This window comes from Pseudoalteromonas sp. S327 (assembly GCF_005886415.1).
Taxonomy (GTDB): domain Bacteria; phylum Pseudomonadota; class Gammaproteobacteria; order Enterobacterales; family Alteromonadaceae; genus Pseudoalteromonas; species Pseudoalteromonas atlantica.
The window spans coordinates 126,183-139,940 of the sequence record NZ_PNDP01000016.1 but is presented as its reverse complement, the minus strand read 5'-3'; the positions used below and the strand labels follow the sequence as shown (position 1 = coordinate 139,940).

Genomic DNA, 13,758 nt, shown 5'->3' with positions numbered 1-13,758 from the left:
CTATAAGGGCAAGCCAATTGAAATTAGAATTTTGCAAAGGGGCTCACACCCCTTTACACGTTATTGTGCATTTATAGATAACGTGACATTGCTGGCATTGCTATACCCTTTTAAATCGATATACCAATTACCTGTTTGTGGCGCAGAAAACGAACAGGTTTCGCTATTGCCATTTTTATATGGCCTGCACAAGTACTCAGAATCACTAGAAGGAGTGCCAAAGTTTACATATAAATCAGCATCGCCACTGCCACCAGACATTGTTATATCTAATGATGCGTACTGCGTATTTAAACTTTGGCTAAAGCGTTGCCAGCTCCCAGCAGAAACACTAATGTTTGTTATGCTCCGATTGATAGGCTCAATACTCCCCCCTTCATTGTAACTTCCGGTTAGGGATACATTTTCTATCGCATTCCATGCGTGTACCATCACATAGTAAACTCCTTCACTAGAGGGATTAATATCGCAACGTTCATTACTACTTGAGGTAGTGCTTTTACAATCATAATCGTTCAGCGTAGGTGCTTGATTGTAGCGTACATATAAGTCTGCATCGCCTGTGCCCCCAGTCGTAATAAAATTTAAATTGCTCGCACTTTGTGGCACAGCTAATGTGTAAATAAACTGCTCTTTTGCAACCCCTGTGATCCCACTAAGTGTTTGCCCATTGGTTAATTGGTTATTAGTAGGAGGCAAAGTATCGCCGGCATTTTTTGCCATTTCGGCAACATAACTTACTGCCAACTTTGCGAATTTACTGGCATGTTGAGCATCAAATTGGTTATCGCTTTGGGTGTGAATAAGCGGGTTTATATCGCCCATTTTTGATTCAAAAGGCATAGAGGCTGCAAACCCTTGCTGATACCATGACGCATGATCAGAACAACCATAACCACACTGATCAAATCCATAATTTAATTGCGGTAAGTAGGTATCTAAAAGCGCTGCTAAAAACTGATTTTGTGCATTGTTAGAGTAATCAGTCATCATGACTATATCTTCAAGGCTGCCATTATTGCCTGTCATATCAAACTGCACCATGCCCACTACATTTTTACCCTGCGATTGGTAGCTGCTCGCAATATCACTTGAACCTCTAAGGCCAACTTCTTCCGCTGCAAACGCCATAATTTGAATCGTACGCTGTGGTTTGTAATTAGTTTGTACAATAGCGCGCAGCGCCTCTGATAGCACAGCAATGCCTGAGGCGTTATCATCAGCACCGGGTGAACGTCCATTACTTGGGTTTGACTGATTTATCGAATCAAGGTGGCCGCCAATAATAACAATTTCATCTGCTTTTTCATTGCCTTCAATTGTCACTATAACCGACGATTGCGCCCAATTATGCGGGTAAGTTGCAATGCTAATATCACTGCGACTTTGCGCTATTTGTTGCCAATATGTGTTTAACCAATTTGCAGCATCTATCCCAGCTTGTGAGGTGTAATAACGATTATTAAAACTGGTTAAAGAGTTAACAGTGCTATCGAGGTTAACGGTGCTAATTGATGACATTAAATTTTGTACTGTTTGTTCGTTATCAATAGAATAACTAAATGCTAATGTATTTTGTATAGTATGCGCCGCGGCTAATTGTGTTGCGTAACTGCTCGCCTCTTGCCATGAATCATGTGCCACAAACCCACCGCACCGATTATAATTGTGGTGCATAAATTCGCTTAGATTATTTACCTGATCAGCAGGTATATTCACCAAGTCTATATTTTCAAGCGCACTTGTTGAGCGCTGTGCATAGGGCAATCTTTGCACTAATCCATGCTGGGTATACTCATAATGTGCCGCTGCAGTTGAATCTATGCTTACCCACACTTTGTTTGTTTCACTTTGAGCTACAACGCCCATTGTAGTAAATAAGCTCAGTGCACTTAGTAGTTTAAAAGGTTTCATTGGTATTCCTTATAATTGGCAATACTGGTATCCATAAAATTAAAAAGGGGCACTAGGCCCCTGGTATCAATGTTTAATTAGCAGACACACTCAGTGTTACTGCGCTTGCATTACTGTACCCTCTTAAATCTAGGTACCATGTACCTGATTGTGGGTTATCAAACGAACACGTTTCACTGTTGCCATTTTTATAAGGTCTACACAAATAAGTTGACGTACTCGACGCTGAACCATAATTTACATAAAGATCGGCATCGCCACTTCCACCAGAAATAGTAACGGTTAAATTACTATAGCCCGCTCCTAAGTCTTGAGTAAATCGAGCCCAGCTATTAGTTGAAACACTAATATTAGACTCGGTTCTGTTAATCGGTGTGACGCCTCCTGTTGAATTGTTAAAACTCCCAGTAAGCGATACATCAGCTATAGCATTCCATGCTTCTACCATTACATAGTAGGTGCCTGCTTGGACGTTCGAAATACTGCAATTTTCGGTGCTTGAAGAGGTGGTACTTTTACAGTCATACGTATTCAGTGTGGGTTTACTTCCAAACATTACATATAAATCTGCATCGCCCGAGCCACCAGCGGTATTAAACTCAAGATCTGTTGCCCCCGCTGGTACATCGAGTGTAAAAAACATCTGCGCTTTTGCAGAGCCGCTGATCCCCGTACGTGCCACTTTATTTGTTAACGCCTCATCCGTAGGCACAGGTGTGCTTGAGCAATCGCTCCCTGCACTTAGGTTTGAACTAACTCCCACTGCCGCCAAAGCAGCTTGTACATCGCTTGGGTTGTAATTTAAGTCACACGCAGCGTCCATAACGCCGTTACCGGCCAAATCCCAATTTGTACTCGCACTCCAATAAAGCTGATTCGCACGTGCCATGACTACAAATGCTTTTTTAGTATCCCAGCCGGATGTAGTAGCAAGGTTATAAAATGCTTTGTTAAATACACCCGAGCTATAGTGCACATCCATGCCTGAGGTATAACTACCTTGATTATCTATAGAGCGTCCATCCTGTGATGGGTTATTCATATAGCGAAGCGCGCCATTGCCTTTAAAAATATCTTGTCCGACTAACCAATCGTTAGTGCCTTTCATGTAATACTCAGCCGCTTCACCAGCCATATCTGAAAAAGCTTCATTTAAGCCACCAGACTTACCGCTGTAAATTAAGCCAGAATTCTGTTCGGTAAAGCCATGGCTTACCTCATGCGCCGATACATCAAGGCTTACGAGTGGGTAAAAAGTGCTTTGCCCGTCGCCAAAGGTCATTGCACTGCCATCCCAAAATGCATTTTCATAATTACTTGAATAATGTACGCGCATTTTTAACTGAAAACTTAGCGGTGGCGATCCCACCCAGTCGTTATACATATTAAAAATAACGTTACCAAAATAATGAGCATCGTTAAGCGGCGAATAAGCCCCATTTATCTCTTTTACTGTATTCTCTGGGCAAGTAAATGAATGGGCAGCAGAGCCACTTGTGCCGCCATTGAGATTTATAGTTCTTACATTGGCATTATCCATAACACAGGTGTTACCAGATTGAGACACATCTAGGTTGCTAAAGTCAGTACCGTAAATGTATTTACCTGTTTTGAGATTCCCCCCTGGTCCCGTAGCATCAGCATGTTGTAAGTTATCGTAGCTGAGCAAAACCTCACCGGTATTAGCATCGATTATTTGATAAGGGCGTGATGGCGATTTGCCGTAGGTTACATACGATACTTCATACACCAAATGCGCCTTACTTTGTTGATCAACCCAAATCGCTAACCTTGATTTCTCATTGTGTTTTTTTAAACCTTTAGTTTTTGCAGCTATGCCTACATTTTGGCTTTGAAGCATGGCTTGTTTTACAGATAATTTAGCGCTTACATCGTTTATATCGCCTTCAATATCGTACACCGCAGCCCCATGGGCTTTTTTAAGCATGCCATTTTTAAATGAAAGGCTTAAAGTGTCACCAATTACTGGTAAACCTTGATATGTTTGCTGATATCGGCGAGTTACTTCACCGTTATTACTTATAAACTCTTTTAATACAACTAACTCGTTCCTTACACTTAACCCAATCAAGTCTTTAGGGCTAGTAGATAAAATGGATGCAGAATTTGATTGCATCATGTTATTTAAAGCCGTTTGTTGATTTAGGTATTTCTTGTTCGCAGCTACTGCATCTGTTGCTTGAACCAAGGTTAAAGCAGCAAAAGTTGCTAATGTGATTTTTGATAAATTCACGTTTACGCTCCGTCAAAATATTTAGTTTGTAGTGGATTTGTATTAACCGGAACTACTTGTACCCGATTAAGGATCAAGCTTATGTTACAAATTTGAGTTATGAAAATTAAACATTTAATTTACAAGTAAAGTATTAGGAAACGTAAGAACAACAGAAATTACAGTAGGTTAAAAAACACACAAAATCAGTGAAACCTTAAACAGATACAAATTGTATACATATATTTACACTAAATTACACTATTACACCCGCAAAATAGCCGCGTTTACTTTATTCAATTAACGGCATTAATTAGCCACTACGTTGCCTAGGCAACTTTGTATTAATCTCTTCATTACAAGCAATAACACCAGTAAATTTGCATTAACTATATGTCTCCTAAAGACATAAAAAAAGTGCTAAAAGCCCCATAAATACTGTGACACAGCCTAGTCACAAGAGTAATATACGGCTCGTTTAATTCGCTCTTTTTTGTTCTCTAAAATAAATTTAAGGTTAGCCAATGAATGCTTGGTATCTCATTTGTTTTCTCTCTGCTATCGCAATTTTTATTGCTTATGCAAACCAGTATGTTCTTAAAATGCAAACAACGATTGCTATAACAACGGGCTCGGTTGTTATATCGTTGTTATTAATTATTTCAGTTAAGTTATTAGGCGATACAACTGCATTGGAAATGACGCAAGTTGTAGCCAGTATTAATTTTAATGAATTGCTTTTAAAAGGCATGCTTGGATTTTTGTTATTTGCAGGTGCTTTAGAAATTAACCTGTTGGCACTGCGTAAACAACGATGGGAAATAACCGCTTTAGTTTTGTTCTCTACCGTAGTCTCTACTTTTTTAATTGGCTATTTAAGTTTTTATATTTTTGCCGCTCTTGGCTGGCCCGTCCCTTTTATTTATTGTTTACTTTTTGGCGCCTTAATAAGCCCAACCGATCCAATTGCTGTACTGGCAATTATTAAACAATTACGCGCCCCTGAAGGTATTTCGGTACAGGTAGAAGGCGAGTCTTTATTTAACGATGGTATTGGTTTGGTAATTTTTACTACGCTGTTTTCTGTTGCATTTTTTGGCACCGATGCCAACCCAGCCGACATTGCAGAGCTGTTTTTTGTTGATGCCATAGGTGGAATCGTGTTTGGTTTAGCAATGGCCCTTGTGGGTCACTTTTTAATTATTAACTGTAAAGATGTAAATATACGCCTATTAATAACCTTAACCATTCCAACTGCGGGCTTTGCCGCTGCCAATGTATGGGAAATATCTGGTGCGCTTGCCATGGTAACCAGTGGTATTATTTTAGGTAATATTACTCGCGCAAAAGCAACCGAGCGCACAGGGCCTGAAAACACGCGCTATATTAAAGACTTTTGGCACGCCACCGACAGCTTTTTAAACGCTTTGTTGTTTTTGATTATTGGTATGCTGATTGTCACTATGCCAGTAACAATGGGTGAAATTGGCTTAGGCCTTGTTATGATCCCTGCTATTTTATTAGCACGTTTTATTAGTGTTGGTGCGCCATTTGTAATATTTAAGCGCTTTAAAAACTACGACAAACACAGCGTTAAAATTTTAACATGGGGTGGTTTACGTGGCGGTTTAGCATTAGCTATGGCTGCAGCTATTCCTCGGGATCAAGTATTTATATCAGGCAGTGATCTGCATGATTTAATCGTTATTGTGACCTATGTTGTGGTTATATTTTCTATTATTGTGCAAGGTTTAACTATCTCTCCTCTCATTCAAAGTAGTATTAAATCTGCCGAGCAAAGTCACTAAGTTTTCTTTATTAAACCCGCAGTCTATTCACTGCGGGTTAGTTATTTATGGGGGATTATTTTTAGCACGGTTTTATTTATTTTAAGCGTAATAAAAATAGTTTTAATTTTAAATGTTTTTTATAGGGCTAATTATGTCCAGTAAGTATACCAGTGTTTTTTCGTTATTTTATGGCATTACACGTCGCCACGTTTTTCTCTTTCCTTTGTTCTTACTCACTTTTTTATGTTTTTCTGCTTTTGCCTCAACGCCTGCTGAGCAAGCTAAGATTAAACAAATATCACAACTTGCAGAGTACGTAGGGGTTGATTACGTTGGCGCGGTGCAAAAAGGCGAGGTAGTCAGTAAAGACGAATTTCAAGAAATGTCTGAGTTTGCAAATTTAATAAGCACGCTAGCCACACAGTTAAGCAGTGCTAATAATCAATACAGTCATATAAAAATACAAGCTGGCGCCTTACATAACGCCATTATAAATAAACAAAGCGTACAAAGTGTTCGTGCTGCCAGCTCAAAGCTTAGGGAGTCTTTGCTTGAATTTATGCCACAGCTTTCTTTGCCTACATCTTTATTACCCCTAAAACAAACAAAAGCACTTTTTGCAGAAAATTGCTCTATGTGCCATGGCATAAATGGACAAGGTGATGGCCCACTTGCTAAAGGTTTAACACCACAGCCCACCAACTTTACGGATAAAGAGCGAGCCACAAATCGCACAATTATGGGATTATATGAAGCTGTATCCAATGGCATAGACGATACGCCAATGGTTGCTTTTAGCCAATTTAATGAGCAACAACGTTGGTCACTCGCCTTTTATGTAGGAAGTTTAGCTTTTCAAGATATAACTAAGCCGCAACACAATAACCAGACAATCAGCACTTCAGACATCATTAATCTTAACCCTGCGCAGCTTTCACAAAATCAATCCCCTGCCCAAGTTCAATTTATTAAGTGGCTGCGCGGTAATCCAGAACACTTATTTAAAAACAAAGCTCAGCCACTTAGCGTTGCACGCTCGCAACTTATTGCAGCGCAAAATGCACATGCTAATGGTGAATATGCAAAAGCCAGCGAACTGGCTATCAGTGCCTATTTAGATGGTTTTGAGCTGATAGAAAATAACTTAAATGCATACGATGAAAGCTTGCGTAAAAGCATTGAAGTACAATTGATGAACTTACGTAACACATTCAAAAATGAAAAAAACACCGAGCTTGTCAGTGCGCAAGTTAATGCTGTACTTGCACAATTAACAAAAGCAAACAACCTACTTAATGACACCACACTTAGTGATGGCGCCTTGCTATCAGCCAGTTTAGTTATTTTGCTGCGCGAAGGCCTAGAGGCACTATTAGTTGTTATAGCGCTAATGACCGTACTTATAAAAACCAAACGCCAGGATGCGCTTAAATACGTTCATATTGGCTGGGTAATGGCCCTCATAGCAGGTGGCTTAACATGGGCAGCAGCGCAAACATTAATACAAATAAGTGGTGCCAGCCGTGAAGTAATGGAAGGTATAGGCGCCCTATTTGCAGCTATTATTTTGCTATATGTTGGGGTATGGATGCACAGTAAAACCAGTGCTCAGCAGTGGCAGGCATATATTCAGCAAAATATTAATACGCGATTAGAGTCTGGCACACTATGGGGGCTCACGGGCCTCTCGTTTATAGCGGTATATCGTGAAGTGTTCGAGACGGTATTATTTTATCAGTCGTTATTAACGCAAAGCTCGCAAGCACAGTATTCATCGGTTGCGATGGGCTTTGCATTGGGTGTGGTTTTATTAGCGCTTATTGCATGGGTGTTAGTTAAATATTCGATTAAATTACCTATTGCTAAGTTTTTTGCGTATACAACTTACCTATTATTTGCACTTGCCTTTGTATTAATGGGTAAAGCTGTCATTGCATTACAAGAGGCTGATTTAGTCGCGATTAGTGTAATGCCGATAAACTTCGATATTGCACTACTGGGTTTAAAATCTACGTGGCAAGGCTTTATAGCGCAACTTACCGTAGCTGTTATATTTAGCTTTTACATTATTAAAGCTAAAAAGCACTAACAAATATATAAAGCGTAAAGAACAACACGCCCTTAATAGTAAAAAGTTGTACGTGGCTTTTTACTATTAAGGGTTTAGATCATGCCCACGTATCTAAATGTTTATTCCCTTCGTCATCTACGGTAATCGCTTTTTCATTAGCTGCACTTGCACTTTTTTTGCCCTGCGCCTGCGCTAATCTTTTTTTGTTGAGCGTCTGCTTTTTTTCATTTTCAAGCTTAATTTTTTGCGCTTGCGGCATATTTTGCACACCTGCAATATGAAATGTACTTTTTGGCTCAAGCTCTAACCGCGAAATTTTCCCTAAAAAAGGGATCATTATATCCATACTCCCCTCCTTAACCTGTTTATTAAAAATTAGATAAATTGACCAACAAAGCCCAATTTGCCTACAATTTAAACATTAAAACAACTAAAAATACTGATTAGCTCTCAATATTATCGGCAGTTATAAGATATGCTTTAATTTGGTAAAAAAAAACTTGCCTTAGCTAGGCGGTTTATGTTTTTATGAATGCGAAATTTATTGAAACAGATTAAAGCTTAACGCTCACTAAATAGCGGTAAGCAAAATAGGATACAAAAATGCGCTTAAACCTGACAACAGTACATCATCACCACCATTCACCGGAATAACCTGTCAGGTCTTTCGCTGAGAGGTTATTCCTAAAAGGAACCTCTGGCGATTCAAAACACATTGATTCATTTTCGCCCTGAGGTTCCCCTCGGGGTTTTTAGTTTTTAAATTAAAGGAAAATGAATAATGAGTAACACAAATCGTCTACGTATCGCCATCCAAAAAGGCGGTCGCCTGTCTAAAGATTGTCAAGATTTACTAAAGCAACTAGGTGTTAAATTAAACCTACGTGAGCAACGCTTAATTGCACACTCAACCAATATGCCAATTGACGTACTTCGTGTGCGCGATGACGATATTCCGGGCTTAGTAATGGACGGTGTTTGTGATTTAGGTATTGTTGGCGAAAACGTACTAGTAGAAGTACAAGCCGAACGCGAACGCCAAGGTGTACCAAGCGAAGTTAGCAAACTAGCAAAACTAGACTTTGGTTACTGCCGCCTTGCACTTGCATGGCCACAAGAGCTTGGCCCACGTGATAAAAGCTGGTTTGAAGGCAAACGTATTGCAACAACCTACCCAGAAATTTTAACGCAGTGGTTAAAGCGCGAAGGCATTAATGCAAGCACTGTAATGCTTACAGGCTCAGTAGAAGTAGCCCCACGTGCCGGTCTTTCAGATGCAATTTGTGATTTAGTTTCTACCGGTGCAACGCTTGAAGCGAACGGCTTGATTCAAGGTGATACAATTTTAGAATCAAACGCGTGTTTAATTCAAAATAAAGACCTGCAAGATGAAGACAAACTAGCACTAATCAATAAGCTTATGCCGCGCCTTCGTGGTGTTAAACAAGCTAAAGAAAGCAAATACATTATGCTACACGCGCCAAAAACTAAACTTGATGAAATTTGCGAAATTTTACCAGGCTCTGGCCAACCTACTCTACTTGCACTTGCTGGTAACGAAGAGTACGTAGCGCTACACATGGTAAGCAGCGAAACATTATTTTGGGAAACAATGGAGCAGCTTAAAGCCCTAGGCGCTAACTCTATTTTAGTAATGCCAATTGAAAAAATGATGGAGTAAGTACCATGCTTCGTTGGAATGAGGAATCTTCACAAGTACAAGCAGCGGCGCTAATGCGCCCTGCGGTTTCTGCCAGCGCAAAGGTTGAAGCTATATGCCAAACAATTATGAGCGATGTGAAAGAGCAAGGTGATAAATCCTTACTTGATATGGCTAAAAAGTTTGATAATAGAGCTAACCCTCGTTTACGTGTACCGCTTGATGAAATAAACGCATCAGAGCAAGCACTAAGCGCAGAGCTTAAATACGCAATTGACACCGCTTATGCAAACGTTAAACGTTTTCACGAAGCGCAATTGCCTAAAGATATTAAGTTATCAACCCAACCTGGCGTTGAATGTGAACTGAAATATCAGGCCATCGAAGCTGTGGGTATTTATGTACCAGGTGGCAGTGCTCCACTGCCATCATCGGTTATTATGCAAGGTGTACTTGCACAATTAAGTGGTGCTAAAACCGTCGTACTTGCAACCCCTGTACAAGGTGATGAAAGCATTAACCCTGCGATATTATATGCAGCTAAGTTATGTGGCATTACAACTTTAATTGAAAGTGGTGGCGCAGGTGCAATTGCCGCAATGGCCTACGGCACTGAATCAGTGCCTAAAGTGAACAAAATTTTTGGCCCAGGTAATAGCTTTGTAACGATGGCCAAACAGCTTGTTGCGCAAACGATCCCTGGAATGGCAATCGATATGCCAGCAGGCCCCTCTGAAGTACTAGTTATTGCAGATGAGCGTGCAAACCCAGAATTTATAGCGGCAGATTTACTCTCGCAAGCTGAGCACGGCGCAGACTCGCAAGTTATTTTATTATGTAACAGCGAAAGTATCATTGAGCAAACGCAGCGGGCACTTACACGCCAGCTTGCTAACTTAAGCCGCAAAGAGACAGCCGAGCAAGCTCTGGCTAATTCATCACTTATTTTAGTCGACTCTGTTGAGCAAGCATTTGACGTATCAGCGCAATATGGCCCTGAGCACTTAATTTTGCAATTAGCAGATTCAACACCTTACTTAGATAAAGTAAAAAATGCAGGCTCGGTATTTGTTGGCGACTACACGCCAGAATCAGCGGGCGATTACGCATCGGGTACTAACCACGTGTTACCTACCTACGGTTACAGTGCAACCTATTCAAGCTTAAACTTGCTTGATTTTTTCCGCACTTACACAGTACAAACTATAAGTAAAAGTGGCCTAACACAGCTGTCAAAAGCTATTTTGCCACTAGCAGATGCAGAAGGCCTTGATGCACACGCAAATGCGGTTTCAATTCGTTTAGAGGCAATTAAAAATGAGCAATGAGAGCGCACAAGCGACTAGCTTATTACCACAAAATATTGCAGCTCTTGCTGCCTATAGCTCTGCTAAAAGTGAAAAGCTAACAGGGTCAACGTGGTTAAATGCCAATGAAAGCCCGTACGCTAAAAATATTGAACTGAGTATTGAAGATTTAAATCGCTACCCAGATCCACAACCGCAACTGGTTATTGACCGCTATGCTGCGTATGCAGAGCTTGAAAGCGAAAACGTATTAATGACGCGTGGCGCCGATGAAGGCATTGAGCTTTTAGTACGTACCTACTGCGAACCTGCAAAAGACAGTATCGCGTTATTTTTGCCAACCTACGGTATGTACAAGGTAACCGCTGATACGCACAACGTTGCAATCAATGGCTTAACCCAAGCGTTATTACTTGATGGCAGTGTTGATGAAATAGTTGAGGCAGTGGGCAGCTCAAAATTGGTGTTTATTTGTAATCCAAATAACCCAACCGGTAGCATAACCCCCCTTGAAAAAGTAAAAGCAATTGCAACAGCACTTGCCGGTAAAGCTTTAGTTATTGTTGATGAAGCCTACATTGAGTTTTGCCCTAAGCAAAGTGCTACAGCGCTGATTAACGAATATAGTAATGTAGTGGTACTGCGCACTTTATCTAAAGCGTTTGCGCTTGCAGGGCTAAGAACCGGCTTTACACTTGCACAAGAAAGTGTACTTGCACCTATTCGTAAAGTGATTGCGCCGTATCCGGTATCGGGTGTGGTAGCAAGTATTGCAGCACAAGCCATAGCGCCTGATGCAATAACATCAATGCGCCGACAAGTGACTATTTTAAATAGTTTAAAAGCTAAACTTGTACAGTGGTTAAACGCATCCCCAGCTGCATTAAAAATTCTCACTGGTGAAGGTAACTTTGTTACCTTAAAATTAGCCGACAAAAACTACTTTAAAGTAGCACTTGAACAAGGTTTAGTGATGCGCGCGTTTACCCTATACGGTGAAGACGATTGGCTACGTATCTCCATTGGTAATGAGCAAGAACTTGAGCAAGTAAAAATTTGGTTAGATGGCCTTGATAAGCCAGCAACCTCACCTCTTTTATCAGGACAAGAAGTATCATGAGTAACCCCTATTTATTTATTGACCGTGACGGCACCATAATTGAAGAGCCAATCACCGACAAACAGGTAGACAGCCTAGAAAAATTAGCGTTTTTACCTGGTGTTATCCCGGCTTTATTACAGTTACAAGCCGCAGGGTACCGCTTAGTAATGGTATCTAACCAAGATGGCTTAGGCACAGACAGCTTCCCGACTGCTGACTTTGATATAGCACAAGATAAAATGATGGACATACTGCAAAGCCAAGGCATTAGCTTTGACGAAGTATTAATTTGTCCACACTTTGACGAGCAAAACTGTGATTGCCGTAAACCTAAAACAGGTTTATTAACTGAACTTATGCGCTCAGGCAAGGTTGATTTAGCTCGCTCATACGTGATTGGCGATCGTCAAACCGATATTGGCCTTGCTCAAAACTTATGTTGTGAAGGCATTTTGTATGATGGCAGCTGGCCTGCCATTGTTACAAAGCTTACAACTGCCAATCGCGAAGGCCGTGTTACGCGTAACACCAAAGAAACCCAAATTGATGTAGCCATAAACCTAGATCAAACTAAAAACGGTAGCATTGAAACAGGCCTTGGCTTTTTTGATCATATGCTTGATCAAATTCGCACCCACGCCAACATTGGTCTAAATATTAAAGCGAAAGGCGATTTACACATAGACGAGCACCACCTTGTTGAAGACATTGGTATTGCCCTAGGTGTTGCGCTTAAACAAGCGCTGGGTACTAAATCGCAAATAGCGCGCTATGGTTTTGCGCTACCTATGGATGAGTGTAAAGCTGAAGCACAAATTGATTTATCGGGCCGCGCTTCATTTGTATTAAACGCTAACTTTAGCCGCGAAAAAGCCGGCGATTTAGACGTACAAATGGTTGAGCACTTTTTCAAAAGCTTAAGCGATAATGCCGCTATTAGCCTTATTTTATCGGTGAGCGACGGTAACTGTCATCACCAAGTAGAAGGCTTATTTAAAGCGTTTTCACGTGCCCTTCGTATGGCAGTAGCACAAGACACGACCCAACAAACAGCCAGCTCTAAGGGATGTTTATGATTGCCATAATTAATACCGGGTGTGCCAATATAAATTCAGTTCGTTTTGCCTTTGAACGTTTAGGTCAAACGCCAACAGTCATTACCTCACCAGAGCAATTAGCTGGTTTTGAGCGTGCAATATTACCAGGCGTTGGACATGCATCTGTTGCCATGAAACGCCTTGTAGATAATGGCTGGCAACAAGCTATAAACGAATACCAGCGCCCACTTATGGGAATTTGCTTAGGTATGCAGTTACTGTGCGAAAGCACCGAAGAAGGTAACGTACAATGCTTAGGTAAAATACCAGGCCAAGTAAAAGCCCTTGATGTTGGCAATTTAACATCGCCGCATATGGGTTGGAATAACTTAAGCGTAAATAAAGAGCATGCACTCACCAAAGGCTTAACACAAGACGAGCAAGTGTACTTTGTACATAGCTTTGCGCACACCGTGAACGATGCAACACTTGTAAGCGGCGAATACGGCCAAACCTTTTCAGCCATAGTTGCAAAAGACAACTACGCTGGCATGCAATTTCACCCAGAGCGCAGTGCAAAAGTAGGCACACGTTTATTACAAAATTTTGTTGATTGGCAGTTATAAACGGCCCATTAACCAACA

The 13,758-nt window shown here is 40.8% G+C and carries 10 protein-coding genes; 7 read left to right on the top strand and 3 right to left on the bottom strand.

Annotated features, from left to right (window positions below):
• Positions 1–60 precede the first annotated feature (60 nt).
• The gene (locus CWB60_RS06690) at positions 61–1,914 is read right to left on the bottom strand and encodes a M20/M25/M40 family metallo-hydrolase (protein ID WP_171036123.1); all 1,854 of its coding nucleotides are present in this window, start codon (positions 1,912–1,914) and stop codon (positions 61–63) included.
• A gap of 73 nt (positions 1,915–1,987) precedes the next feature.
• Positions 1,988–4,168 carry a M4 family metallopeptidase gene (locus CWB60_RS06685; RefSeq protein ID WP_138577183.1) on the bottom strand — a complete coding sequence of 727 codons (2,181 nt, stop codon included), beginning with the start codon at positions 4,166–4,168 and terminating at the stop codon, positions 1,988–1,990.
• 503 nt (positions 4,169–4,671) lie between these two features.
• Between CWB60_RS06685 and CWB60_RS06680 the strand changes: the two genes are divergently transcribed.
• Together CWB60_RS06680 and CWB60_RS06675 are read left to right on the top strand one after the other, a co-directional pair.
• Positions 4,672–5,955, top strand: coding sequence for a cation:proton antiporter (locus CWB60_RS06680; protein WP_064387250.1), 1,284 nt, complete (start codon positions 4,672–4,674; stop codon positions 5,953–5,955).
• Between the two features lie 133 nt (positions 5,956–6,088).
• A complete protein-coding gene (locus tag CWB60_RS06675; protein ID WP_249318347.1) occupies positions 6,089–8,026 on the top strand; it encodes a cytochrome c/FTR1 family iron permease in 1,938 nt (645 codons plus the stop codon).
• Positions 8,027–8,105: 79 nt separating this feature from the next.
• Here the strand turns inward: CWB60_RS06675 and CWB60_RS06670 are convergent, their stop codons facing one another.
• On the bottom strand, positions 8,106–8,354 hold the full coding sequence (locus CWB60_RS06670) for a hypothetical protein (protein ID WP_004586377.1): 249 nt from the start codon (positions 8,352–8,354) through the stop codon (positions 8,106–8,108).
• A 435-nt stretch (positions 8,355–8,789) separates the two neighbouring features.
• On the opposite strand from CWB60_RS06670, the gene hisG reads away from it, so the two are divergent.
• Genes hisG through hisH form a run of 5 tightly spaced genes read left to right on the top strand, consistent with a single transcriptional unit; the run spans position 8,790 to position 13,740 of the window.
• The gene (gene hisG, locus CWB60_RS06665) at positions 8,790–9,689 is read left to right on the top strand and encodes an ATP phosphoribosyltransferase (RefSeq protein WP_004586378.1); all 900 of its coding nucleotides are present in this window, start codon (positions 8,790–8,792) and stop codon (positions 9,687–9,689) included.
• 5 nt (positions 9,690–9,694) lie between these two features.
• Positions 9,695–10,996 (top strand): histidinol dehydrogenase, encoded by a 1,302-nt coding sequence (hisD, locus tag CWB60_RS06660; protein WP_138577185.1) that lies wholly within the window; start codon positions 9,695–9,697, stop codon positions 10,994–10,996.
• Positions 10,986–12,095 carry a histidinol-phosphate transaminase gene (gene hisC / locus CWB60_RS06655; protein ID WP_138577187.1) on the top strand — a complete coding sequence of 370 codons (1,110 nt, stop codon included), beginning with the start codon at positions 10,986–10,988 and terminating at the stop codon, positions 12,093–12,095. The genes hisD and hisC overlap by 11 nt, the downstream gene beginning before the upstream one ends.
• A complete protein-coding gene (hisB, locus tag CWB60_RS06650) occupies positions 12,092–13,153 on the top strand; it encodes a bifunctional histidinol-phosphatase/imidazoleglycerol-phosphate dehydratase HisB (protein WP_024031732.1) in 1,062 nt (353 codons plus the stop codon). The genes hisC and hisB overlap by 4 nt, the downstream gene beginning before the upstream one ends.
• The gene (gene hisH / locus CWB60_RS06645; RefSeq protein WP_004586382.1) at positions 13,150–13,740 is read left to right on the top strand and encodes an imidazole glycerol phosphate synthase subunit HisH; all 591 of its coding nucleotides are present in this window, start codon (positions 13,150–13,152) and stop codon (positions 13,738–13,740) included. The genes hisB and hisH overlap by 4 nt, the downstream gene beginning before the upstream one ends.
• Positions 13,741–13,758 lie beyond the last annotated feature (18 nt).

Coding starts and splice junctions, on each gene's coding strand:
- hisB (WP_024031732.1), top strand. CDS start 12,092: ATGAGTAACCCCTATTTATTTATTGACCGTGACGGCACCATAATTGAA.
- CWB60_RS06670 (WP_004586377.1), bottom strand. CDS start 8,354: ATGGATATAATGATCCCTTTTTTAGGGAAAATTTCGCGGTTAGAGCTT.
- hisC (WP_138577187.1), top strand. CDS start 10,986: ATGAGCAATGAGAGCGCACAAGCGACTAGCTTATTACCACAAAATATT.
- CWB60_RS06690 (WP_171036123.1), bottom strand. CDS start 1,914: ATGAAACCTTTTAAACTACTAAGTGCACTGAGCTTATTTACTACAATG.
- CWB60_RS06680 (WP_064387250.1), top strand. CDS start 4,672: ATGAATGCTTGGTATCTCATTTGTTTTCTCTCTGCTATCGCAATTTTT.
- hisD (WP_138577185.1), top strand. CDS start 9,695: ATGCTTCGTTGGAATGAGGAATCTTCACAAGTACAAGCAGCGGCGCTA.
- hisG (WP_004586378.1), top strand. CDS start 8,790: ATGAGTAACACAAATCGTCTACGTATCGCCATCCAAAAAGGCGGTCGC.
- hisH (WP_004586382.1), top strand. CDS start 13,150: ATGATTGCCATAATTAATACCGGGTGTGCCAATATAAATTCAGTTCGT.
- CWB60_RS06675 (WP_249318347.1), top strand. CDS start 6,089: ATGTCCAGTAAGTATACCAGTGTTTTTTCGTTATTTTATGGCATTACA.